Source organism: Adlercreutzia sp. ZJ304, assembly GCF_011039075.1.
Classification (GTDB): Bacteria; Actinomycetota; Coriobacteriia; order Coriobacteriales; family Eggerthellaceae; genus Adlercreutzia_A.
This window is the reverse complement of record NZ_JAAKEG010000013.1, coordinates 13,697-39,036: the sequence shown is the minus strand read 5'-3', so window position 1 is coordinate 39,036 and position 25,340 is coordinate 13,697. Positions and strand designations below refer to the sequence as shown.

The following is a 25,340-nucleotide window of genomic DNA, read 5'->3' as shown; positions in this document are numbered from 1 at the left end:
TAGCCAATTCTAATACACGCCAAAGAATATGCGTAAGAATTCACACGTAATCCGCGACCAACAAACAAATTAAGGCAGTTAGAAGACATCTTCAGTCTCAATTATGGACCGATATAGCCCCACCAAACGCGATGAAGGATCTATCCCTAACTCTTCACTTAGAAATTGACGGCACTCAAAATATGTCTCCAAAGCAGCCGAGCGTTGATCTGCTGCTATCTGTGCCTCCATCAACGCAATAAACACGTCTTCGCGCTTAGATTCGCGCCTAGCAGCTTCCCGGGCAAACCATAGCGCACCCCTAGGTTCATTCATGGCGACCAATCTAGCCGATGTAGCAATTAACCCATCGACCATTTGAGCATGATAATGATCTCGAAGCGACACTATGGTCTTATTTTCTGTTTCGCACGGCATAAGTTTTCCGGCATATTCGTTACAAACACGCGAATAGAGATACTCCCAGTCGTTCGCTTCGTCGCTGCCAAAAAGCAATGCTCGACAAATTTTGTCATACTCGTATACATCGCTTGTAACAAGACGCATATCTATGCTGCATCCAACCTGCGACCTAATAAGATACGGACAAGTTCCATCAATGGATAACGATTGCTTTAACTGTGACCATATTGAATAGAAATTGCGTCTATAAGAATCTATGCCAGAGTCGGGCCATAGTATTTCAGCTAGACGATGCCTAGGTATTTCTTTTCCACGATTAATAACAAGAACTGCTAATAGCGTTTTCGTTTTCATCCTGCTTAATTTGTTAGGTTCTAAAATTCTTCCGCCCAAACGCACCTCCATGCCACCAAATAAATTCACACTAAGCGTCGGAATGGATGTGCTGGCATTTTCATTTTTGGAAATGTCTTCTTCAAATCGGAATATACTTGGGTTGGTAACATTATATTCATGCTGTTTCGCTTTGGCTCTGCGCACATCTAAACCGTATTCTTCGCATTGTTTTGAAATTGATGCCCGCATTCGCTGAAAGTTGGACACAGCCTTATCCGACAGCGCTAAGTCGGAGAACAAAGGTAAAGCATCTGTAATATCTAAGATATTTTGAGCAGCAAAGAAGATAAACCAATTATTGCTAGACACATGCGCTTCTACAGAGTTTTTGCAGAATGCAAGCATGGTTCTAAGCCGGTTTAGCAAATCTGACTGCATGCTGCCATCTTTGAAACCATTGATGCTTGAACTGTCGTCTTTAGATAATTCGGCAACAATACATTTCATCAGAATGCCCGCACAAAAAAGCAATACATCTAGCTTAGCTGCATTTTGCGAATCTTGCGTTCGCATTAAATCCCAATCTTTAACAGCGGCAAGTCCCTCATCTTCTATCGCTAAGGCAAATTTCGCCATAACCAACGTATCGCAGTAAAGACTTTCCTCGCATTTTGCTGCAGACTCGTCAAATTGATCCAATATTTGACTTAGTTTGAAAGCCGCTTTCTTCACGCTTTGTTTGTCGCCAAATAGAACGAGAAAACAAAATGCCTGCATCTTCTGCATAACACTTGCTGCACCAGAGCGCGAAATTCGTTTTGAAAAAGTTAAAACCGCATCAATATCACCCATCATTAAAGATGCCCACGATTTACAAATTGAAAGCGCATCCAGCTGTCCAGTTGCGCCTCGACGAATCGCATCGTGCAACTTCGCTATAGCATACGCTTCCCCATTGCGAATAAGACACCTACAAGAGCGCACCAACCATCCCGCCGCCGCAGATTTCGACGCAAATGAGCACATAAATTCGCATGCCCTGCGATATTGTTCGCTTTCTATAAGCATGTCGGCTAAACGACACGCAAGCGCATCTTTATCGCCAAATGTAGAGCAAGCAGCAAACCGAGACATTCTAGCCCCAAAATTCTCGGCAATCTGCGCAATTGAAACGTCTACAGTTTTATATACGCCCGCTCTACTGTCCAATCCGAAAAATGGATAACTCTCTGAAATTATTGCGCCAGCCTCTCTGGCTCTGTCCGGCGTTAAAAATGCCTGAATATCATCTATATTCCCCGACCCAAGAACCAGCAATACAATCATTGTCAAAACTACATCTTGCGGAAGTTCTTCTAAGGATACGCCCTGAAGAAGCGCACGCGCGCCTTCATCGCGCCAATACATTCCCGCAATGCGCGATATGCTAGGAATAGCAGAAATGTCTTGTTCGCTATATCTATTGCTTACAGTAAGCGTGACAAGCTCATCATCGGAGAGAAGCAGATCGTTGCCCGTTAGCATCATACGATCTCTTTGTAAATGCGAAAAGGTGTCAGCAGATGGTGTACATGTCACTATAACTTCATAATCTAAAGATAAAAGCTGATCTAAGACATTGCTAAACGCTATTGCGCGATCGTCATCGAGACAAGGCACGTCTTCAAAAACGGCAAGCCTAAGCGCAGGTTCAATATGCCTTATTGCAGATAGTAAAACGTTTGCATCTAAATCTCTTAGAAAGCATGGCGATTTGCAATTCATCCAAAGCATATCGCGAAAGCCAAATATTATGTTTGAATACTCGAAAACTGTAGTACTTTTCCCAAAACCAGTTGGCGCGACAACAAACCTTACTACATGCCTATCGCGCAAAAGGCGTCCGACTATATCAGGGCGAGATGTAAACCTATGCCCGACAATTCCAGCTGGTCTAGCGCCACTACATCTGCAAGATTCCACGAAAGATGCCATACATATCAGCTCTTTCTGACGGCATTCTTCGACTAGAGAACACTGTTCAAAATAGTGTCAACAATATTTGAACATCAAGCCCAAAACATAAAGCGGCTTTGCACTACATAAGTCAAACGTGGGATTTTGCACATTGGCTACAAAAAATATTTGTTACTTCTGTGTAGCAGATGCGGCATCGCGAATTAGTTTTCCAATGCGCTCGGAATACTCTAAATCTCTCAAGCCTGCTTCGGCAGCCAAATCTATGACAGGAGCATCGTTCCAAAGCGCTTCTAATCTGTAATATTCGCGAGTTTGTGGCTGAAAAACATGCACAACTATGCTGCCATAATCAAGCAACGACCAAGAGCCGTCGCCAGACACTTCGCGATGTGTAGGCTTTACCGAGAAATCGTCGCGCAATTTCTCCTCTATAGCATCTATTATTGCCTCTACCTGCGCCGTATTCTTAGCCGTGACTATTACAAAATAATCGGTCACTCCAATAAGTTCGCGCACTTCCTGCACCATTATGTCTGTAGCTTTTTTAGAGTCAGCAGCAATCGCTGCGGCAATGGCTATCTGGCGTGAACTTTCTGCGCACTCTTTTGTCATGCGTATTTCTCCTTCTTCGCCTTCGATTTCTCTGCGGCTATAGAATTCCATATACTGATAGTATCAGGATGCAACACTCTATCGCTAGCTATAAGTGCAAGTGTCCAAAATTTGTAAACTCTGTAGTAGAGTTCATCTAAGGATATTTGACCAATATACGATCTGAGCAATTCAGCTTCTTGAAAACTCCTAGATGGTTCTAGTGCATCAGCAATATAAACTATTTTATCTAAGTTGCTCATATCCAACGAAGCAGTCGTATGCCAACGTATAGCTTTTAGTACATCTGATGGTATTTGCGGAAATTCCCTCTCAAGCGCAGCTGCAGCAGTAGGTCCGTGCAATACCTCAGGCATATTTTCTATCATCCACTCGCCTACAAGAGCATCTACACCTAAATCGTAGGCGCGCTGTCTTATTTCTTTGTCGCGATATCCTTTGTCCCAATCATGCAGAAGACCGGCTAGACGCGCCTTATTTCTGTCTTCGCCATATGTTTTCGCTAACAACTCTGCCGTATCAGCAACACCCATAATGTGCTTGAAACGTTTAGGTTTAACACGCCCCTTTAGATCTTCTATTCGGGCATCTAAAAATTTTTGACTGAACACATCTTCCATAAACTCTGCCTAGCTCTTTGTATACAACTTATGTGAGCGAATATAATCGCACACAGACAGCGGAACAAGATAGCGTATCGACTTGCCCAGCACCACCCTGCGACGAATTTCACTTGATGAAATATCTAGCAATGGCGCTTGCAAAATATCTATTGTAAATCCGGCTTCTCTTGCCCTTTCAACAAGCTCTTCATCTTCAAACCCATGACGCGACACGCAGATTATTCGCGCGAGTTCAGCTACAACGCCAGCTTCGTGCCACTCAGGCAATGTGGTAAGCGAATCGCTGCCCAGTATAAAACACAGCTCAACATTAGATGGATAATGTTCGCGAAGTTGACGCAACGTATCTGATGTATACGTAATACCACCGCGACGCATCTCCATAGCACTTACATCAAAATGAGAGTTATGAGCCACCGCCAATTTGCACATATTTAGACGATCGGTCATATCGGTTAGCGCTTGTTTTTGCTTAAGCGAAGGATTAGCTGCAACCATAAACACTACTGCATCAAGATTAAACTCGCTATATGCCGCCTCGGCACACGCCAAGTGCCCCATGTGTACAGGGTCAAACGTGCCACCCATAATGCCCAACCTAGCTGCGCGCCCATCGCTGCCAAGCCGGTCAAATTTCTTACTTACAACAGCATCGCACACACCTGTTGGCACAGCGCCGTTAAAAGCCAACTCTTCTGTATCATCCAATGCGCCCACCTATGCACGCACCTGACCATTACCGCGCAATATATATTTATAAGAGGTTAGAGCCTCTAGTGCAAACGGACCGCGCACGTGCAGTTTCTGCGTCGATATGCCAATTTCGGCACCTAAACCAAATTGACCACCATCGGTAAAAGCAGTAGACGCATTTGCATACACCGCAGCAGCATCAACACCACTTAAAAAAAGCTCAATCGCAGAATCGTCTGTTGCTACGATAGCCTCCGAATGCCCCGTTCCGTACTTGTTAATATGAGCTTGCGCTTCTTCAACTCCGCCATCAATAATTTTCACAGCTATCTCAGGAGCAAGATACTCAGTTTCCCAATCAGCCTGTGTCGCTAATACAGCCTGACTATTGTTGCCGCTAGTCTTTATCCCTGCTGATTTAGCTATATTCATTGCCTTTTCATCGCAATGCAAAAGCACGCCTTTTTCCACAAGCGCATCCATTATGCGAGCTAAGCCAGACGCATCAAAAGTAGAATCTACAAGCAAAGTTTCGGCAGCATTACATACCCCATAACGCCTACATTTTGCATTGAGAACTATCTGCTTAGCCATATCGACATCAGCGCTTTCATGGATATACACATGACAGTTTCCCGTGCCAGTCTCTATGACAGGAACCTTCGAATTTTCAACACAGTGTCTAATAAGACCCGCACCACCACGCGGAATTATTAAATCTACAATGCCATGCAATTGCATTAAAGCATCCGTTGCACTTCTGTCAGTAGTAGTTATGGCGCTTATGCAACCACAAGGCATTCCGGCGCGCATGGCAGCACTTGCCAACACATTGGTTATAGCTTCATTTGAATGCGCCGCCAGACTGCCGCCTCGCAAAATACACGAATTACCCGACTTGATACATATTCCAGCCGCATCAGCAGTTACGTTCGGGCGCGCTTCGTAAATTATTCCAACAACACCCATGGCAACGCTAACACGTTCAAGATACATTCCGTTATACATATCGCGCGCTTCTAAAGTGCGCGAAAGCGGATCTGCTAGCTTTACTAAATCTTCAAGCGCATCAGCCATAGAGTTAACTCTAGCCTCATCAAGCATTAATCGATCTAATATGGCATCGCTTGTCCCAGCAGCTTCAGCCGCTTTCATATCAAGACTATTAGCCTGCAATATTGAAGATGTATTATCGCGAAGTGCCCTAGCCATGCAGCTTAGCGCGCCGTTTCTTTCATCTATTGTTGTTCTAGCCACAACTGCCGATGCGTCTTTTGCTTTTTCAGCCAAGTGCAGAACATCATCATATATAGCGTTATTCATTAATACCTCTACTCGAATACGACTAAATCATCTCTATGTATAACAGGCTTTTCAGCTATAGGAGCCAATAAGCTGTTCTCCAGAATCTCTTCAGTAGACATTCCGCATACCAAACTTATGGCATCGCTTTGCACATTCACCTTACCACGAGCGAATACATAGTCCTGAGAATCGCGTACTTCTACAATATCGCCCTCAACAAAGCGTCCTTCCACATCTATTATTCCCACAGCAAGCAAAGAACTGCCGGTGTCTATCAGAGCATGCTTTGCGCCTTCATCAACAACAATAGAACCATGTACAGCGTCTCCTAGTGCTATCCAAAGCTTTCTGGAAGTTATTTCATGCTGCGCTTCGCCCGGACAAAATAGAGTGCCTACAGATTTACCTAAAGCCGCATCTAGCACAACGTCTTTCTTGCACCCATGGGCTATAACCATAGGAATTCCGGCGCTCATCATGACGCGCGCTGCGGAAACCTTAGTAATCATACCGCCTGACCCGGCAACACTACCTGCGCCTCCACAAGCGTCTACTATACTGCGATCTATTCTGTTAACTACAGAAATAAGCTGAGCATTTGAATTGGCTCTAGGGTTAGAATTGTAGAGTCCATCAATATCAGAGAGAATTACAAGCAGATTAGCGCCCACAAGACATGCAACCAATGCAGCTAATGTGTCATTATCACCAAAACGTATTTGCTCGACGGACACAGTGTCGTTTTCATTAACAATTGGAACAACTCCAAGCGATAACAGCCTATCCAATGTTGCACGAGCATTCAGATATGCAGTTCTATCCGCCGTATCGCGCCTTGTAAGCAAAACAAGCGATGTCAAAATATTATGACGGGCAAATGCTTTTGCATATTCACCAGAAAGTTCACACTGTCCCACGGAAGCAGCAGCCTGCAGTGTTGCCATATCTTTTGGACGTTTCTCTATTGAAAGCGCACCTAAACCAGCTGCTATAGCTGCCGATGTAACTATAACCACTTGCCAGCCATCTTCAACAAGTTTTGCAACCTGATCAACCAAGTTGGTTATACGCCCGCTATCCACGGCATTTTCCGCGCTCATCAGTGTTGAAGATCCAATTTTTACAACAAGACGCTTTTCAGTATCCACGCCCATATTTCCTATCTATATATCAAGTTCTGCAAATTCATCAGCGGCATCAGAGACATACTCAAATTCCAATTCAGCTATACGGATCTCATCGCCATCTTGGGCTCCCGCATCTCGCAGCGCATCATCAAGACCTATGCGACGGAATCTGTGCTGTAGAAATATTAGCGCTTCTTCATTGTCTAAGTCGGTTTGAACAACCATGCGTTCAACAGCACGACCTTCTACCCTAAATACTCCGTCTTCTTCTTTATTGACGCGAATTTCAGAATCGCTCGTCTGGCGTTTTAGCGTCCACACTTTGTCATATTCACATTCCTGTGAATCTTGTTCAATCTTTGCACGCTCGCGCAACTCATGCACTTTTTGCGCAATAGCCGCCTTCAGAGAGTCGACACCTTCGCCCGTAAGAGCACTTACCTTGTAAAGCTTTGGGTCTATAGGGCTTATCGCAAATTCATCTCCACCAGCAGCCTCGATGGAATCTAATTTCAGCTGCGCTTGCAATCTATCTAAGTTTTCCTGCATATTTTCACTTGTAGCAAGTGCGTCTATTTTGTTTGCCACAACAATACGCGGGCGCGCGGATAACTCTTCAGCATAAAGAGAAAGCTCTTTGTTGATTATCATGTAATCATCCAAAGGATCTCTTCCTTCAAACCCGCCAGTCATATCTATTACATGAACTATAAGCGCCGTTCGTTCAATATGGCGCAAAAATTCATGCCCAAGCCCCTTGCCCTCGTGAGCGCCTTCTATCAAGCCGGGCACGTCAGCTAAAACGAAGCTTAAATCGCCGCTTGTAGCCACACCTAAATTAGGAACTAAAGTAGTAAAAGGATAGTCGGCTATTTTTGGTCGTGCAGCACTCATTCGTGCAATCATGGAAGATTTTCCAGCACTAGGTACTCCCACCAACGCCGCGTCGGCTAAAAGTTTCATCTCTAATTCTATAGAGCACTCTTGCGCGGGTTCTCCCAATTCAGCAAACGCAGGAGCACGTCTAGTAGAAGTGACAAAATGTACATTGCCGCGCCCACCGGCACCACCGCGAGCAACCACAATACTTTGCCCATCGCAAACTAAATCGGCTATCGTGTCGCCTGCTTGCCGGGTTTCGTCATCGTATTCACGAACAACAGTCCCCACAGGCACTCGCAAAATTACATCTTCGCCATTTGCACCATGCATGCGACTACCTTTGCCGTGCATTCCTCTGCCCGCCTTAAAATGGTGCTTAAAGCGATAGTCTATCAGGGAAGAAACTGACGAGTCTGCCAAAAGAACAACGTTGCCGCCACACCCTCCGTCGCCGCCATCCGGTCCGCCTTTTGGCACATGAGCTTCTCGCCTAAAAGACATACATCCACTACCACCGTCGCCGGCTTTCACATTTATATGTACCTTGTCTATAAAGATAAAGCGTCACCTCAATAAAAAAAGCCCTTGATTCCCAAGGGCTTAAATAATAACTGATTTATAGATTAGAAACTTGAGCGAACACAAATCTCTAACTACTCAGCCACGGCAGGTATAACGTGAATCTTTCTCTTATCACCCTTTGTGAATTTCAGCGTGCCATCGCAAAGAGCAAACAGAGTATCGTCGCTGCCACGACCAACATTTTCACCCGGATGAAAATGCGTACCACGTTGACGAACTATAACATTGCCAGTATGAACTTCTTGTCCGGCAAACATTTTTACGCCCAAACGCTTCGCGTGAGAATCGCGACCGTTACGTGTAGATCCAAGACCTTTCTTATGAGCCATCTCTTATTCCTCCTCAGCCTTAGTTTCTGCTTTGGAAGCCTTCTTTGCAGCAGGTTTCTTAGCGGCAGGCTTATCTTCTTTCGCATCTGCAGTCTTTTTGGCAGCAGGCTTCTTCGTGCTAGCCTTCGGCTTATCTTCAGTCTTAGCCTTTGTGCTGGCAGCCTTCTTTTCAGCCGGCTTAGCATCGGCAGCCTTAGCATCTTTAGCATCGTCTGCCTTAGCAGCCTTCTTCGGCTTCGGCTCATACTTTTCAGAACCTACAGCGGTTATCTGGATACGAGTCATTTCCTGACGATGTCCGCGTAGACGCTTGTAGTTCTTGCGCTTCTTGAACTTAAAGATAACTTTCTTCTTATCTTTGAATTGCTCAAGAACCACAGCCTCTACAGCAGTCTTAGAAGCTTTCTCAGGATCTAACTCGGTCTTGTCGCCATCTACAACGCAGATAGCATCCAGTTTCACCTTGTCACCCACTTGTGCAGTGAGCTTTTCAATATTCAACTTGTCGCCCGGGCATACTTTATATTGCTTGCCACCGGTTTTTACGATCGCATACATTACATGTCTCCTTGAAAGTGACTAAACGCAAGGATTTACTTTAACAATGCAAACCAGCCACGTCAACAGTTAATTTTGTTAATGGGCATCTGACCAATTCAAACCCCATGAAACATCGGCGACTAGCGGAACTTTTAACTGCACAACATTCTCCATTACATCGCTAACCAAAGCCGCCAGTTCCTCTACATTATCTTTAGGAACAGAGAAATCTAGTTCATCATGCACTTGCACCATCATTTTTGCATCCAGTTTCGCATTTGTAAGCCTGTGCGCAACTTCTATCATAGCCAGCTTAATTACATCGGCTGCACTTCCCTGCATAGGATGATTCATAGCCGTGCGCTCACCAACTCCCCGCATGCGCTTATTGGATAAAGACAATTCCGGAATGCGGCGCTTCCTGCCAAACATCGTTTCGGCATATCCATTCTTTTCCGCCTGCTTGATAGTGGAATCTAAGAAACTACGAACGCCGGGATATGCATCAAAATATCTGTCAATCATTTCCCGCGCTTCATCGATTGGTATATCAAGATTCTGCGATAAACCGAATGCCTGCTGTCCGTAAACTATGCCGAAATTCACAGCCTTTGCCCTGCTGCGCAATTGAGGTGTAACTTGGTCAATAGGTAAATCGAACACGCGCGCAGCTGTATTTGCATGAAAGTCTTCACCGGAGTTGAATGCGTCTATTAAATGCTTGTCCCCCGACAAGTGGGCAAGAAGACGCAGCTCAATCTGCGAATAATCGGCAGATAGGAATACATCTTCGTCTGATAGAGGCACAAAGCATTCTCTTATCTTGCGCCCAAAATCGGTTCTTACGGGAATATTCTGCAAATTTGGATTAGAGGACGACAAGCGCCCTGTTGCAGTAACGGTTTCGTGAAATTGCGTATGGACGCGCATGTCTGTCGCGCGCATTTTGGGCAAGCTATCTATATAAGTAGATTTTATCTTCGCCAATTCGCGATATCTTATTACTAACGCGGCGATGTCATGAGTTTTTGCAAGTTCTTTTAACACGCTAGCATTTGTGGAATACCCGCGCCTGTTTTTCTTCATTGGCGGTATGCCCATTACTTCGAACAAGATGTGAGCCAATTGTTTTGGCGAATCTATATTGAACGTTTCGCCTGCTATGTCATAAATTTTATCGGACAGCGCCGTTAGTTCAGTACGTGCATGTTCGCCCAATTCTGACAAACGCGCGCAATCTATTGCCATACCAACGCGCTCCATTTGCAAAAGTACAGGAACCAATGGTAAGTCTATCTTTTTGTACACTTCATCAGAGCCATCTTTGGCAAGTTCTTTTCGAAGCGGAGCCTCTAAAAGTCGCGAAACACACGCTTTATACGCCAACTGCATATCATCATCTTCTGGCTTTGGAAGTTCCCCACCTAAGTAGTGCTGCGAAAGCTGCTCGTATGTGTAAGTGGACACAGTAGAATTCAAAATGTAGGCAGCAAGACCCAAATCGAAAGCGTCCATAGATGCCAAGTCGCTTGCATCAACATGCGCGTTAATCGATGTGTCTGCCGGATAGATATTTCGAATCATTTCTTTTACGTCCAGCGCAGAAAAAGACGCATTGCACACTATGCGGCGCAGCGCTTCACATGCCGCTTCGCCTTCAAACATGGCAGTACCACTTGCAGCATTCACCGCTACATGCAAACTTGTTTCAAACAGAGAGTCTTGCCCAGATGCATCAACAGCCACACCTACAACATCTTTCGCCTTTATTGCATCATCAAGCAGAGCTAATGCCTCGCTTCCATGCAGTACCGGTTCGCAATCTATATGCATTTGCGGCATCGTAATATTTTCGCCCGTCAATTTCAGAACGCGGGCAAGCGGACTTAAAAGCGAGTATCGCGTAAACGCCTTTGTTACCGCTTGAGCCGAAAAGCTAGGGAATTTCAGACTATCTATGTCGAGCGAAAAATCTAAATCGGTAACTATGGTGGCTATTTGGCGACTGAGAAACGCCATATCGCGCTCTTCATCTAAACGCTCGCGCTGCTTACCGCGCAGGTCATCTATATTCTCGTATATGCCTTCAATGCTGCCATATTTTTGAAGCAATTTGGAAGCATGCTTCGGACCTATACCAGTAATTCCCGGTATGTTGTCAGATTTGTCGCCCATTAAGCCCAAATAGTCACTAAATTGCTGGGGCGTAACGCCGTATTTTTTCCAAACTTCCGCAGGTCCTAATATTTCGACATCTGATATACCTTTTTTTGTGGTTATAACATGCGTAAGATCGGTTGCCAACTGGCAAGCATCCTTGTCGCCAGTAACCAGCAAAGTTTCAAACCCTAGCGCTTCGTCGCGTGCAGCTATAGTGCCCAAAATGTCGTCGCCCTCCCAGCCGGGAACTTTCACCACGGGCACACACATGCTCTCAAGCAATTCTTCAATTATTGGAAATTGTACTCGCAATTCATCATCCATATGCGGACGTTGCGCCTTATAAGTAGGAAGTTCTTGCATGCGAAATTCGGGCTTGCCAGCATCGAATGCGCAAATAACAGCATCGGGCGTTGCGCTCTCTATAAACTTACAGAACATTTGCATGAACCCAAATATGGCATTAGTGGGCGTTCCATCTGGTGCGCTCATAGGCGTTTGTATAGCATGATAAGCACGATGCATCAGAGAATTGCCATCAATGACAGCTACCTTTTTTGGCATAATGTTCCTTTGTGCGCTGACGGATGTTTATCCGATTCTACCCTACCTAAGCACTCCAAAGATAGCCAACCCCGCGCACGGTTTGAAGCCTGTTAGCAAGTTCTGGTCCAAGTTTAGCGCGAACGCGGCGAACGTGTACATCTACTGTTCGCGACCCGCCGTAATAATCGAAACCCCACACACGCCTAAGCAGCGCATCGCGCGAATACGTTCTACCGGGATGCGTCGCCAAAAATGCTAGCAGTGCATATTCCAAATAGGTTAAATCGAGCGGTTCGCCATTAACCTTTACCTGATAGGTAGCTAAATTCATTACCATTGTGTCCACAACCAGATAATCGGCTGATGTGGCTTCGTTGCCCGGCCATAACAATTGACGCACCCGCACCGCACATTCTTCTTCACTAGCGCTAGATACCACAAAATCGCTTCTAACCTGTACGGGCAGACGAAAACTTCCTAATTGTTCTGCGCTAACTATAGCAAGAAGCCCAGCGCTGCCATCTTCAGCTAACTGGCTTTCCATTTGCTCTATTATTGCCGATGCCGATTGTGCCGCTTCGTATACAACTAAATCGTATCCCAAATTCTGAGATAACACCTGCTTGAATTGCGCCGAAGATGAAGCCGCAACTTCAACATCCATGTCGGAAAACACTTTCTGAAATTTGTGAGCACTATCCAGAGAATCGGCTATGAATATGACCTTTTTGCTGGCCATTTACAACACCGCCAAAAACCTGTTAAGTTCCCACGGCGAAACTGCACCTTGATAAGCCTCCCATTCGGCACGCTTTGTGCGCACCAAATAGCTGTGAGTATGTTCGCCAAGCGTATCTCGCATCAGCTGACTATTGGCGAATAGGTCTACCGCTTGACCCAAGGTTTCAGGCAAGCTGCTTATTCCGTCAGCCAAAAGTTCTTCACGACTGCTTGTTCCCAAATCTGACATTTCTACAGGCGCAGGAGGCTCTAAGCCCTCTTGTATGCCCGCAAGCCCTGCGCTAAGAAGCGCAGAAAATGCCAGATACGGATTTGATGCAGGATCGGGGTTTCTAACCTCTATACGGCACGATTCCTGAGAATTTGGACGATAGCCGGGTATTCGTACCAAAGCCGAACGATTACCGCGCGCCCAAGCCAGCGCAGAAGGCGCGCTGCCCACTCCAAAGAATCTTTTATACGAATTCACATACTGATTTGTAACCAAACAAAACTCGGATGCGTATTTCAAAATTCCAGCAATAAAGCTTTTTGCCGTTGAAGAAAGGTTATAACCAATGGGGTCAGCTTCGTCAAAGAAAGCATTATTGCCGTCTTCATCAACAAGGCTTATGTGTACATGCATGGCGCTTCCGGGATATTCCTGTAAAGGCTTAGGCATAAAAGAAGCGTGAACTCCATGCTTTAGAGCAATTTCTTTTACCACAAGCTTATACGTCATAACCGCATCAGCCATAGACAGCGCATCGGAATAGCGCAGATCTATTTCATGTTGCGATGGTGCCACTTCATGATGCGAATATTCCACCGGTATACCCATTTTTTCCAGCGCAAGAACCGTATCGCGGCGCAAATCGCTTGCATAGTCTAGCGAAGTAAGATCGAAATAGCTGCCTCTATCTAAAATTTGCGTATCTTCGGCATCCTTAAAGTAGAAAAATTCCAAGTCGGAGCCGATGTTGACCATATAGCCCATATCGGCAGCTTTTTGTACTGTACGCACCAAAATATTGCGAGGATCGCCCGCAAAAGGCTTGCCATCAGGTGTACATATATTACAGAACATACGAGCTACAGCGTTTGATTCAGGGCGCCAAGGCAACACTTGAAAAGTTGAAGCTTGCGGAAATGCCAACATATCCGAACCCTGAGTACGCGAAAAACCATCTATACAACTGCCATCGAAGCCCATTCCGTTGGCAAATGCGTTTTCCAATTCGCCGGGCACCATAGCGAAGGATTTCATATTTCCCAGCGCATCAGAAAACCAACAGCGCACAAAATGAACATCGCGACTTTTTACCGTTTTTAGCACAAAATCTTGTTCTGGGTTCAGGTTTTCCATATCTAAGAATTCCAAACTAGACTCCCATCACCGACTTTTTAAGAATACCTTATATCGACCATGTTTCGTCTGCGTTAATTATCGCCTTTGCAGAAAAGAAAAACCCGGCATCTAAGTTGATACCGGGTTTCGAATGCGAATTGCGCGAAAAAGCTATTCAGCAGTTTCTTCTGTTGCAGCACTAGCCTCAGGTGCGGCGGTTTCATCAGCTGCAGGAGCAGCTTCTGCGGTAGCCTGCGCTTCATTGTTTTCAGCTTTTGCGGCTGCTTTTTCGGCTTTCTCAGCCTCGGCAGCATACTTCGCAGCGCGCTCACCCTTAACTTTAGCCTTAGCCTCACGCTCTGCCTTGCGAGCAGCTTCTTTCTCGGCAGCCTTAGCGGCACGCTCTGCCTTGCGAGCAGCTTCGCGAGACGCCACCAAATCGGTAGCATTACCAAAGCGATCAGCAAAGCGCTGAACACGTCCACCAGAGTCAATCAGCTTTTGAGTGCCAGTGTAGAACGGGTGGCATACATTACAAATGTCCAAACGAAGTTCGGGCTTGGTGCTGCGCGTGGTGAAAGTGTTACCGCAGCTGCACTTAACAGTGCAATCCATGTATTCAGGATGGATATCTTTTCTCATGTCATCTCCTTATGGGCACCTTGGTTTCCGACCAAAGCATATAAGCAAACTTGAAGAGTTTAACACACAAATTGCAGTTTTCACATATAAGAAAGCATATCTGATGGCAAACTATTCAAACTTGAAATCTTTCAAGGCAGCAAACGGATTGAGTGGCAGCGCGTCTTCGAAGATACAATCGCATTCACCCTCGTTTAGATTCTTGCCGCATTTTGCACAAAGCCCTTTGCAGTCTTCAGTACACACCGGCACAAGAGGCATCTCTAAAATAAGCGCTGCCTCTATTAGCGGTGCCATATCAAGCACATCGTCTGCAGGTAATGTGTCAAACTCGTCTTCATCAATATCGTCTAGGTCAGCCTCAACGCCGGGTATTAAAAAGTATCCTTCTATTTCACCTGTAACATCAAACACAGCATCTTCTAAACAGCGCGCACATATACCACGTGCCGTGCCCTCTACCGTACCAGCCACCAACAGCGCGCCACCTGTATTTGTTATATCAACCTGCCAATGCAGAGGTTTGTCAAATGAATATTCATCTATACCGACAGATAGGCAAAACGGCGACAATTCAGCCTCGTAGTGCCGAATAGCCGCCGGTTCAAAAAGATCCTTAGGAATATGAATGGGAATAGAATTCAAAATTAGCGAGGAACTGTGCTGTTCTGATTCAATCTGTCACGCACGCGGCGAACTTGCCCAAGTACGTTGTCTAAACTTTGCTCAACGTGGCTGAAAACTTCGTCTGCATAATCTTCAGCGCCGGCGCGTGTTTCGCGCTCTAGTTCGCGGGCATCAGCCATAATGGTTTCGGCTTGCTGCTGGGAAATGCGTACTATCTCTTGTTCGCTAGCTATGGTCATAGCCTGACTGCGTGCATCTTCTATAAGCCTGTTAGCCTCAGCTTCCGCATCGTCAAGAAGTGCCTGTCTTTCGCGCACAATCTGACGTGCCTGAGCGAATTCGCTTGGGAATAAGTCGCGAATTTCGTCCATAATCTCAAACGCCGCAGTAATATCTACTTGGCGCATATTGCTCTTCCCGAAGACCGCCTTCGAATCTTCAAGAAGGATAGAAAGTTCTTCGAGAAGACCCAATACTCCGGTTTCGTCCATATATATCTCCCTAGTCGGCTACGTTTCAGACTGTATGAATGGCTACAAGCGCACAATCTGTACTATATTAACACAAGGATGAAGATTGCATACAAGATATACGCAAAGTGCCCAGAGCGATGCTAGTATTTCCCCTAAACCCTTTCAGAAAACATAAGCATTCGGCGTACAAAAAACAGAGATTTAAAACGAAGTGTCGCTTACGTGGTCGATGCTTTTGTTGGCTTCAGCTTCTGCTTCGGATTTCTGAGCTTCCTCTAGCGGCTCGTAATATACATCTAAGACCGTTTGATATACGGAGTCGCGATTGAGTTCCACCTCTTCATATCCGGTTGAGCTGTTGTAGCTACGCTCACCCTCTAATGTGGTTATTTCAAAATCGTCTATACCATGATTAAGGAATGTAGAAGCCAAATAAGTAAATTCAGGTATACCTATGTTGGTTGTTGAATACTCAGACACAGTATTGAATACATCAACCAAAACACCAACATTTCCCTTAGCCTGATCAAATGCTTTCTTGGCATAAGCGTTTAAGAATTGCTTTTGCCTATCAAGCCTACCTACAGCAGAGTTGCTAATGCCGGTATTTCTATACTGAACGTAATAGTATGCCTTCTTGCCAGTAAGATTGTATGTCTGCCCTTCTTTTATACCAGCAGGCGGAACGTCCATTAAAGCTTGAACTTCCACACCACCTACCGCATCTGTAAGAGGAGCCACGCCATTAACGTTCAAAACATAGTAATAAGACATAGGAATGTTGTAGATAAGACTAGAAACTGTATTGCACACATTCTCTGCTGAATGTTCAAAGTCTGACCCGTAAGCAAATGCAGTAGCTATCTGCATTCTCTGCGTATCAGCATATTCGTCGCTCTTATTAAAATTTCGACGAACATCTACCATAGTGTCACGCGGAACTGAAATTAAGTCCATCTTGCCAGAATTAGTGTCAATAGCAAGCACCATAATAAGGTCGGTTTGTCCATTTAGATTCTTGCCATCGCGCCCATCGTGCCCGAGCAACAAAATGGATGTCATATCATTTTTACGCTTGTACGTTACACCGTTATATTCAACGGTCTGACCGTTATCATACGATACGGCATTTTCATTAACGTCTACATTGCCCTGCTCAACAAGATTAGATTTACCCATATTAAGTGCCAAAGCTACAGCACCTACACCGCAGAGCAAAATGCCACAAAAACATGCTGCAATTACAGCCGCTATGCGTTTCTTAGAGCGCTTCTTCTTGGGCTTTTTAGCTTTTTGTGAAACCTTAGAATTAACAGCCTTAGAATTCGATGCTTTATTGGTGCTCTTAGGCTTTGTAGCCATTACAGGCAAAACAGCCGTAGAATCGGATTTTGGCTCCTTGAGATTTTTGTTAGGCTTGATATCTTGAACAGGCTTTATTGCTTTAGTTTTATCTGCAACTTTTTTATTTTTTGGAGCCGGATTAGGCTTGTACGGATGAAATTCCTCTATGCCCGCAGTTTTAGCAGAAGCTTTTACAACCTTATCGCTCTTAACAGAAGCTGCTTTATTGGTATTCTTTGACTTCTGCTCAGAATTAGACTTTTGTTTATGCTCTGCAGGTTTTTGTGACACAGACCTCTGCTTTTTGGCATGAACAGCAGGCGCTGGCTTATTAACTGCCTTTTTTGGCGACTCTTTGGGTATAGAGGTACTCTCTATACCCATTTTGTCGAACTTCAAAGAATCAGCCTTAGCGCGTTCCCATGCTTTCGCTATAGCTTCCTCTTTGCGACGGCTAGTCAGCGACTTATTACTCTTATTATTTCCGTTAGCTTTAGGCATTTGCTTCGCGTAAAGTTTCTTCCTCTATAACTTCAGGCTCTTCTATATTAATCTCTTGAGTATTAGTGTCTTCAACATTGCGAAGAACTGCAGTTACTAAATAACGTGCATTATCGTTAGCAGGTTGTGTGCAGGTACTAAGAACGAGCAATTTATCTTTCTCTGGATCGAGCGGAGTCTCTAGAGTACGCACCTGCTTATTCATAGAATCGGGGTTTTGAACCTTATTAAAGAAATCAGTACGCTGCGCAATGTTAGACATATCGTATTTCATAAGGATATGCTTATTATCGTTTTCAAAAGCCGACACTACCTCGTAGGTATAGCGCTGCGTTGGAGTGTATACATAAAATGTTGGATGCTCTTCAAAGAATTTTGCATCCTCAAATTTATGCAGAGTGGTAAACATTTCTTCGTTATCGGTAAAAGTGTGTCCATACACAACTGTTACAGGGTCTTGAGTTAAATCTTTAGAGTTAAATTTACCCTGTGAATACAGAGCGCCAAGTCTGTCGGACGAACCATCAACATTCATCTTCAAATAGAAATTATCTTGAGAAGGATGTTGTAGGATAGGCAGGTTCACATTTGTATCATCAACAACTATCCATGCATATATATTGTCGTTACGGTTTAGCCATTCGTTCCAATTTACCGGGTTTTCTATTCCCGCATCAAATTCGGATTCCTGCGCGCCGCCATCGATATTTGTAGAATCAGATTCGCTAGCCTGCCCCGCACAACCCGATAAAAAGGCAATCGACAAAGCGCACAACAGTGCAATAACTGCTCCTATAAGTAATTTTAATTTTATATTTGCCTTAGATAAAGCTGACATTTCCTCGCCTTCCTGCTCTAAACATGCCTTACTAAGATGTTATATGTGCTATTCATGCGTTCATATTAATGAATGAATTGCGCATATAACATCTGGTGGCTTAGACGATGCAAAAAATTCATAATGAAAAAGGGGCTGACCAACTCAACCCCTTCTCCACATGAAATCGCGAAATCATGCATCTTTCTAACTTATTAAAACTTAAATTAGCAACCTGTCTTCGGAGAAACAGCGCCATCCTGCGGCACTGCCTCATAGCCCTCTAGACCCTCGGTCAGGAAGAACGAGAATGCAGAGAACTGAGTTACGTTAATGTTAACGGTGCCATCCGCATTGACCTTAACGGTCTTCTTCTGGATTTTGCCATCCTCATGCAGGATTACATAAGTAACGGTCTTGCCACCATAGTATTCGTCTAGATAAACGCTAACGGTAGCAGTCTTGCCCTTCTCAACTTCACCATTAATCACAAAAGCAGAAATGCAGTCGCCGCCATCTTTTACAATCTTCTCGCACTGGCGTGTATAATCGTTATAAGCTGCTTTAATAGTGGTGTTGTTCTTATCTTTGTCAAGAACAGCTTGTAATACATCACTAGCTGCGGCTTGATAATCACTACCAATTTGACCATCATATTCATAATTATAAGTCTTTACTGAAATGTCACCCTTGACATTTGTTATCTCTAGACCCTTCGTGGTGGCATCATCTTTAAGCTCAATAGAAGCCTTGCCGTCTACCGCTTTGGCTGTAACGCTCTCAGAAGCAAATGCTGCAGTAGGCACAGCCAGAGCAAGAGCAAAGGCGACAACAGAAGCTGTTATCTTCTTTTTCATCCCTCATACCTTTCATTAGATTTACATTTTTTGAAAGATGCACATTCACATGCAGCTAAGACTCTAAACCCCAGCGCGCGCTTTTGTCAACCGAGATTTCCAAATATTGTGGTTTGCGGTTCCCGAGCCACTATTTAGCAGCCTGAACAACACATCCCAGTGTAAATGCACATTTACATATTATGCCAAGCACGAAAATATACACCAAGAAATTCCTGCTTCATTCGCCATGCATATGGCGTTCAATAAATAGAAAGACAAGACTGCATTTATATCTGTTTCTATTTCTTGGTTTTGCGCGTAGGTTTCTTGGCGGCTTCTTCATCTTTAGCTGGACAATCGAAATTTGGACACAGCTTCCATGGACCGCGCGCAGTTTTCACCACAACCATTGGCGCTGCGCAATGTTCACATACATCTTCTGTAGCCATAAGATCGCCATATTGCGGAAGCGGATAGCGCGTGTTGCATTCATCAAAGTTTTCGCAAGTAACAGAGCGCTTAAGCGTCTTTGGATTACGCCGCGCTATCATATTTGAATCTATGCCTTTTTCCTTGCATACCGGACACTTGCCCACCACAAGCTCTGGCTCTTGGTTTGTTGCACACTGTGGATTAATACACACAATGCGCGGCTTCGAGCGAAATGCTGTTACTTTCACCTGAGGCATACCGCAAGTAGGGCAAACTTCCTCTACAGATTCTATTTTGCCCTTAGGCAACGGATACGTTACATCGCAATCGGGCCAACCGGCACAACCAATAAACATACTCTTGGTCTTGCTGGATGCCCTTATTTGCAAATCGTTTCCGCATTTGGGGCATTTCCCAACATATGCATCGGCTGCCACCGCATCTTTTAGCGCTTCGGCAACCTCGTCGGAATGAGGCATCAACCCCGCTAATTCGTGCGCCAGCAAATTACGGGACTCCATAACCACTTCAGCTTTTGTCTGCTTGCTTTCCGCAATGTGGTCCATCTCGGCTTCCAGTTCAGCCGTCATCTCAGGATGCGTAATATGCGGCGCAAAGCGATCTAGCGCATCAATTACCGCTATTCCTAGCTGCGAAGGCTCTATTGGGTCGTTCATTATATATTTCACGTTATAGAGACGCTCTATTATTGAATGGCGGGTAGATTTCGTGCCTAGCCCCAGCTTTTCCATTTCCTGAATAAGCTTACCTTGGCTATACCTAGCTGGCGGTTTTGTCTGGTCTTGCTTTATGCTGGCACCATTAAACGCAATAGTTTGCCCCGCATCCATGGCGGGAAGTTGCTCGTCTTTCTTCAAGCCATACGGATATATTTCGCGAAAACCAGCTTTCACCAAAACATCTCCCTTGGCGACAAATTGCTGGTTGCGCACATCTAGCACTACTTTGGTGCCTTCAACAACAGCGCCCTCGGACAAAGTAGCCAAAAAGCGCCTAGCTATTAGATTGTATAGCTTGTATTCGGCTGGCTTCAAATCGTCTGGCGTGGCTCCTTTTGTAGGATAAATTGGCGGATGGTCTGTAGTTTCTTTCTTGCCGCGCGTAGCGACAAGCTTACCCTTTGCCAGCAACTTCTTACAATACGGCGCATATGCCGGGTTCTTCTGCAGCGCCTGCACTACTTCTGTAAGGTCTAATGTAGATGGATACACCGTATTATCGACGCGAGGATACGAAATATAGCCATCCATATATAGGCTTTCTGCCATACGCATCGTGCGCGCGGGTGATATTCCCTCACTTGCAGCGGCAGCCATTAACGACGTGGTGTTAAACGGTGCCGGTGCAGCCTGCGTGCGTTTTTTCTTCTCGACGTTGCTAACAATGGCACTTTTAGCGCCATCTACTGCAGCCATTACCGCATTGGCTTCTTCTTCGTTTTTGAAGCGGGCTATGGCATGCGGTGCTTCAAATTCGTCTTGCGCATCGGTTGGTCCTGTTTGCGCCGTAGCATCGAAAAAGCCCTTAATTACCCAGTAGTCTTCCGGAACAAAAGCCATGCGCTCTTTCTCGCGCGCAACAATAAGCGCCAGTGTAGGCGTTTGCACGCGCCCAGACGAGCGCACATTTCCGTAACCCGCAAATTTCACTATAGTTAAATAGCGAGTAAGCGCAGCACCCCAAATAAGATCGATATCTTGCCGCGTTGCCCCAGCATCGGCAAGAGCGGTATCTATGTCTACCAAATTTGAAAAAGCGCCCTCTATTTCAGGACGTGTAAACGACGAATACCTAGCGCGCAGCGCAGGAGATGTCTTATTAACTTCTCTACAACAATAAAGCGCATCAGAGCCAATAAGCTCGCCTTCGCGATCGAAGTCGGTAGCAATTACTATCTCGTCAGCCTTTTTCGCCAAATTCTTCAGCGAACGGATTATGTCTTTTTCTTTCGGCAGCTTTTCTATGGGCGCGTAAGCCAAGTAAGGCAACGCCTCCATCTTCCAGCCTTTCAGATCTACGCCATCTACAGAAAACGGTTTCTTCTTTTTAAATGGCGGCTTGGGAAGACTGTCGGGAATTTCGGCGGGCACCGCTTCGCCTTCAGCAGTAATGCCCTGCCATCCGCCTTTCTTTTTGTATACCAACTGCGGCGTGAAGTCGGGCTCTAGAATATGCCCGCGCAAACCTATAGTTACGCATTCTTCTCCGCCCGATTCGAAACGATATACAGGAGTGTTGTACACTTTTTCCTGTTTCGGTGCTTTATTTGAAAGCAGGCGTGCAATCTGTTGCGCTGCATCGTTTTTTTCTGTGATTATGAGCTTCATATGCTTCCTTAGGTATAATCACTAACTTATCGGATGATAAGCATACACAATTTTGTCGATTGTGTCGTTGTTGCTAAACTTGGTTTACATGCGAATGACCACTTTACAATACATGAGGACAAACGCACATGAAAAAAGCTCTGAAATTATTGGCAGTATTAGTTATAGCGGTAGTGCTGGTTTTAGGCGGCGGCATTTTGCTGGAGAAAGCCGGCATAGAAACTCCTATATCTGGCGTTGCAAATAAAGCTGCCAATACAGCACTAGATGCATCGGGCATAAAAAGCAAAGCCGATTCAGCGCTGCGCAGCAATGCGAGCAAAATTGCTGAAAAAACCGGACTGCCGGTGTCTAGCGTAAATAGCATGATAGACAATTTGAATATTGAAAGCTGGCAAGTAACAAACCTGCCAGCTGACGCAACAGCCACAGGAACTACCAGTATGACCTATGATGGCGTGTCCGCTACTGTAACTACATACGATGATCCGTCGGTTGTTACAGTAGATACAGGCGCTGGCGAAGTAACGCTTGAAGTGCCCGCTTCCGCGCAAGACTACATTGGCTATTTAGGATATTTGTAAGCTATGATGCTTGCGCTGCTGCTGGAGTTTTAGTACCCGAGGCGGCGGCTGCTTTCGCTTTCGCTTTAGCTTCTGCTTCCGCTTCTGCCGTTTCGCGCTCTAACACCCGCTGCATAGCCAAAATAGCGCATTCTATCTGCGAATCGTCTGGCTCGTTAGTTGTTAAGTACTGCATCTGCATGCCGGGCCACAGAATTACCTTCACCAAAGGATTATCTGGGTGCGATCCGGCCCATTTCACTGTTATTTCGTAAGATATGCCCGCTATTACTGGCAAAAATAGTATGCGAACCGCTATAACAAGCGCCAATTTCGGCAACCCATCGGGTATACCCCACGCACTAATTAGGGCATTAACTGGCACTATGGTGTACACAATAATTGCAATTATTAGCACCATTATCAGAAATGCCGTACCGCAACGTACATGCAACCGCGGAAACGACCGTGCGTTTTCAGGCGTTAGGGCAAGCCCATGTTCGTAGCAATGAATAGTTTTATGCTCGGCTCCGTGATACATAAACATGCGTCTAATGTCTTCCATACGCCCAATCAGCCATATGTAGAAAATAAACACAGCAACGCGCAATACACCGTCAACTATGTTCCAAAGTACGGTGTTGCTATCGTATTCGCCCACTATAAGATTTGTTATAGCCGCCGGAGCTACTATAAATAACACCACGCCCAACACAACACCAAGTATCATCGAGAAAGTCATAGCGCCTTTGCCGATGCCATCTTGCGAATCTGGGCGCGCATCGCTTGATTCTGCATCTTTATTAGATGCAGTTTTTGCCTCCGATTCAGCAGCAACAACTTCCGATGCACTCAGCGCAGTAGATTCCGGTTCAAATTGAGACTCTAGTGAATCAACCATTTCATTTGCCTGCGCACGCTTTTCTTCTTCGGCATCTTCATCGCCAAATGCGTGCTCAGCTGCAATTTCTAGCGCCTTAAACCCTAAACCCAACGACTCTACTAGCGCTGTACAACCACGTACAAGCGGCCAGCGCAACCATTTGTGCTTTTCTTTTCCAGAAGCTAAGTCGTGCTCTTCAACATAAATATTGCCGTCTGGCTCTCGCACGGCTACTGCCCAATTGTATTTACCACGCATCATTATGCCTTCAAGCAAAGCTTGACCCCCCACATGGGTCTTCAGTTCGCCATCTTCAGCAAATGCGCGCTTCAAATCGCTGTTTTTCTTTTTATTCTCAGTCACTTTGCTATCAACCACTTTTCGTTGTCTGAATGTGTTTTTAGGTATTTTAATCGCGTTTTATGCGAGGATACGGATCTCCACAAGACATCTTTCCTTCAACACAACCGCTGCGAACACACGGAGCGCCCGCATCCATAAAAATAAACGGTGCCACAGGTTTAACCAGCTGTAACATCTTATGCGCTAGCTCTCTTATTTCCCACTGAGCACGATTGCAACAACGCAGCTCAAAAAAATGCAGAAGTTCGCGCGCATTCATAGTAACTACAATTTTTGTCTCTACCGCATTGGGCAATATGAACCGCGCATCTTCGGCGGGAATGCCAAGCTCTAACATGCGAGAATACGCATCTACCACCACTTCCATAACATTTTCAAACAGCTCATCTGCCTCTGGCACATCGGCAACACTTTGTGGCTTTATGCGCGACAAACCATCTTTGAATTTCACGTAACGCTGCGATTGCTGGTTAAAACTAGCCAAGCGATGCCTTACCAGTTGATGGGTTAAAGCGCGCGACACGCCATCTATCGCAAACGTAAAACTAGCGTGTTCAAGCGTTGAGAAATGCCCGCTTTCCATTATGGTTGTAAGTACCGATTTGACCCGATCTTCCGGCATAGTTTCCATCAATTCAGCAGCACCTACTGGCGCATAGCATAGTCTGGCAGCTGTAGCTATAGCACGTTGCGGATCGGGGGTATGATATAGAAGTTCTACTTGCATAAGATTGCTCCTAATTATTGGCGAAAATGCACCTGTTTAGCTTGCTTTCAGTATATGGACGAATACGTACTTACGCATTTAGGCATTGCCGAAAGGCGTGGTTTTACGGCAAAGTTTTCGCGCTGCGCACAAAAACGAATGCTTAGTAATAATTCAAAATGGTAACACGTTTAACAATGTCGGGGTTTAACTGCGCAATATGATTAGACTTTTACATATAGACTTTTAATTAGAGGAGGAATGAGCGAAATGCTTAACAATAAACTTCTTGCATATGGCATTGACTACAACGATGCAATGGATCGCATGGGCAACAACGCTGATTTATATAAGAAACTAGCGATGAAGTATTTGGACAACGAATGTATGGCCGATTTGCTAGCCGCCATGGAAATTCAAGACTTCGATGCAGCATATACAGCAGCACACACCTTAAAGGGCGCGTCTGGCAATCTTTCGTTTAACGAGTTGTACGAAATTTCCGCATCTGAATCTGAAGCACTTCGCGAAGGCGAATATCAGGCTGCCGAGGAAATGCTAAGCGATGTAAAGGCAGCGCACGACAAGGTTATAGCCGGACTAACCAAATGGGCAGACGACGAATTGTAGCCTATTAA

General features: G+C 45.2%; 23 protein-coding genes. 2 read left to right on the top strand and 21 right to left on the bottom strand.

Features of this window, described 5'->3' with window-relative positions:
* Positions 1-78: 78 nt before the first annotated feature.
* The 19 genes from G7Y46_RS07670 to G7Y46_RS07580 form a co-directional block, all read right to left on the bottom strand.
* Positions 79-2,712: a BTAD domain-containing putative transcriptional regulator gene (locus G7Y46_RS07670; protein WP_165253769.1), complete on the bottom strand. Its 2,634-nt coding sequence runs from the start codon at positions 2,710-2,712 to the stop codon at positions 79-81.
* 153 nt (positions 2,713-2,865) lie between these two features.
* Positions 2,866-3,309, bottom strand: a complete 444-nt coding sequence (gene rsfS, locus G7Y46_RS07665) for a ribosome silencing factor (protein WP_165061512.1) — start codon at positions 3,307-3,309, stop codon at positions 2,866-2,868.
* Positions 3,306-3,929, bottom strand: a complete 624-nt coding sequence (gene yqeK / locus G7Y46_RS07660) for a bis(5'-nucleosyl)-tetraphosphatase (symmetrical) YqeK (protein WP_165061515.1) — start codon at positions 3,927-3,929, stop codon at positions 3,306-3,308. The genes rsfS and yqeK overlap by 4 nt, the downstream gene beginning before the upstream one ends.
* Before the next feature lie 9 nt (positions 3,930-3,938).
* Positions 3,939-4,640 carry a nicotinate-nucleotide adenylyltransferase gene (gene nadD / locus G7Y46_RS07655; protein WP_241157098.1) on the bottom strand — a complete coding sequence of 234 codons (702 nt, stop codon included), beginning with the start codon at positions 4,638-4,640 and terminating at the stop codon, positions 3,939-3,941.
* 9 nt (positions 4,641-4,649) lie between these two features.
* Complete coding sequence (locus tag G7Y46_RS07650; RefSeq protein ID WP_165253767.1) at positions 4,650-5,948, bottom strand: glutamate-5-semialdehyde dehydrogenase; 1,299 nt, start codon at positions 5,946-5,948, stop codon at positions 4,650-4,652.
* 8 nt (positions 5,949-5,956) lie between these two features.
* Complete coding sequence (proB, locus tag G7Y46_RS07645) at positions 5,957-7,078, bottom strand: glutamate 5-kinase (RefSeq protein WP_241157097.1); 1,122 nt, start codon at positions 7,076-7,078, stop codon at positions 5,957-5,959.
* A gap of 15 nt (positions 7,079-7,093) precedes the next feature.
* Entirely contained in the window at positions 7,094-8,497 is a 1,404-nt protein-coding gene (obgE, locus tag G7Y46_RS07640; protein WP_165253797.1) for a GTPase ObgE, read from the bottom strand.
* Between the two features lie 95 nt (positions 8,498-8,592).
* Positions 8,593-8,850, bottom strand: a complete 258-nt coding sequence (gene rpmA, locus G7Y46_RS07635) for a 50S ribosomal protein L27 (protein WP_165061523.1) — start codon at positions 8,848-8,850, stop codon at positions 8,593-8,595.
* 3 nt (positions 8,851-8,853) lie between these two features.
* Positions 8,854-9,408 (bottom strand): 50S ribosomal protein L21, encoded by a 555-nt coding sequence (gene rplU / locus G7Y46_RS07630; RefSeq protein ID WP_165061526.1) that lies wholly within the window; start codon positions 9,406-9,408, stop codon positions 8,854-8,856.
* A gap of 78 nt (positions 9,409-9,486) precedes the next feature.
* A complete protein-coding gene (gene polA / locus G7Y46_RS07625) occupies positions 9,487-12,114 on the bottom strand; it encodes a DNA polymerase I (RefSeq protein ID WP_165253763.1) in 2,628 nt (875 codons plus the stop codon).
* A 46-nt stretch (positions 12,115-12,160) separates the two neighbouring features.
* Positions 12,161-12,835, bottom strand: a complete 675-nt coding sequence (locus tag G7Y46_RS07620; protein WP_165061532.1) for a winged helix family transcriptional regulator — start codon at positions 12,833-12,835, stop codon at positions 12,161-12,163.
* Positions 12,836-14,182: a glutamine synthetase family protein gene (locus G7Y46_RS07615; protein WP_165253795.1), complete on the bottom strand. Its 1,347-nt coding sequence runs from the start codon at positions 14,180-14,182 to the stop codon at positions 12,836-12,838.
* Positions 14,183-14,335: 153 nt separating this feature from the next.
* Positions 14,336-14,806 (bottom strand): 50S ribosomal protein L31, encoded by a 471-nt coding sequence (gene rpmE, locus G7Y46_RS07610; RefSeq protein ID WP_165253761.1) that lies wholly within the window; start codon positions 14,804-14,806, stop codon positions 14,336-14,338.
* 111 nt (positions 14,807-14,917) lie between these two features.
* Entirely contained in the window at positions 14,918-15,451 is a 534-nt protein-coding gene (locus G7Y46_RS07605) for a DUF177 domain-containing protein (RefSeq protein ID WP_165253759.1), read from the bottom strand.
* Positions 15,452-15,453: 2 nt separating this feature from the next.
* Positions 15,454-15,924: an ATP synthase F0 subunit B gene (locus G7Y46_RS07600; protein WP_165061541.1), complete on the bottom strand. Its 471-nt coding sequence runs from the start codon at positions 15,922-15,924 to the stop codon at positions 15,454-15,456.
* A 183-nt stretch (positions 15,925-16,107) separates the two neighbouring features.
* Positions 16,108-17,751 carry an LCP family protein gene (locus G7Y46_RS07595; protein WP_165253757.1) on the bottom strand — a complete coding sequence of 548 codons (1,644 nt, stop codon included), beginning with the start codon at positions 17,749-17,751 and terminating at the stop codon, positions 16,108-16,110.
* The gene (locus G7Y46_RS07590; RefSeq protein ID WP_165253755.1) at positions 17,744-18,589 is read right to left on the bottom strand and encodes a class B sortase; all 846 of its coding nucleotides are present in this window, start codon (positions 18,587-18,589) and stop codon (positions 17,744-17,746) included. Before G7Y46_RS07590 ends, G7Y46_RS07595 begins: the two co-directional genes overlap by 8 nt.
* A 206-nt stretch (positions 18,590-18,795) precedes the next feature.
* On the bottom strand, positions 18,796-19,425 hold the full coding sequence (locus G7Y46_RS07585; protein WP_165253753.1) for a hypothetical protein: 630 nt from the start codon (positions 19,423-19,425) through the stop codon (positions 18,796-18,798).
* A gap of 281 nt (positions 19,426-19,706) precedes the next feature.
* Complete coding sequence (locus G7Y46_RS07580; RefSeq protein ID WP_165253751.1) at positions 19,707-22,187, bottom strand: DNA topoisomerase I; 2,481 nt, start codon at positions 22,185-22,187, stop codon at positions 19,707-19,709.
* 128 nt (positions 22,188-22,315) lie between these two features.
* Here G7Y46_RS07580 and G7Y46_RS07575 point away from each other — a divergent pair, with 128 nt between their 5' ends.
* Complete coding sequence (locus tag G7Y46_RS07575) at positions 22,316-22,771, top strand: hypothetical protein (protein WP_165253749.1); 456 nt, start codon at positions 22,316-22,318, stop codon at positions 22,769-22,771.
* 1 nt (position 22,772) lies between these two features.
* Here the strand turns inward: G7Y46_RS07575 and G7Y46_RS07570 are convergent, their stop codons facing one another.
* Entirely contained in the window at positions 22,773-23,996 is a 1,224-nt protein-coding gene (locus tag G7Y46_RS07570; protein ID WP_241157096.1) for a DUF1385 domain-containing protein, read from the bottom strand.
* Between the two features lie 46 nt (positions 23,997-24,042).
* Positions 24,043-24,723 (bottom strand): FAD-dependent thymidylate synthase, encoded by a 681-nt coding sequence (thyX, locus tag G7Y46_RS07565; RefSeq protein ID WP_165061560.1) that lies wholly within the window; start codon positions 24,721-24,723, stop codon positions 24,043-24,045.
* 249 nt (positions 24,724-24,972) lie between these two features.
* Between thyX and G7Y46_RS07560 the strand changes: the two genes are divergently transcribed.
* Complete coding sequence (locus tag G7Y46_RS07560) at positions 24,973-25,332, top strand: Hpt domain-containing protein (protein ID WP_165253747.1); 360 nt, start codon at positions 24,973-24,975, stop codon at positions 25,330-25,332.
* Positions 25,333-25,340 lie beyond the last annotated feature (8 nt).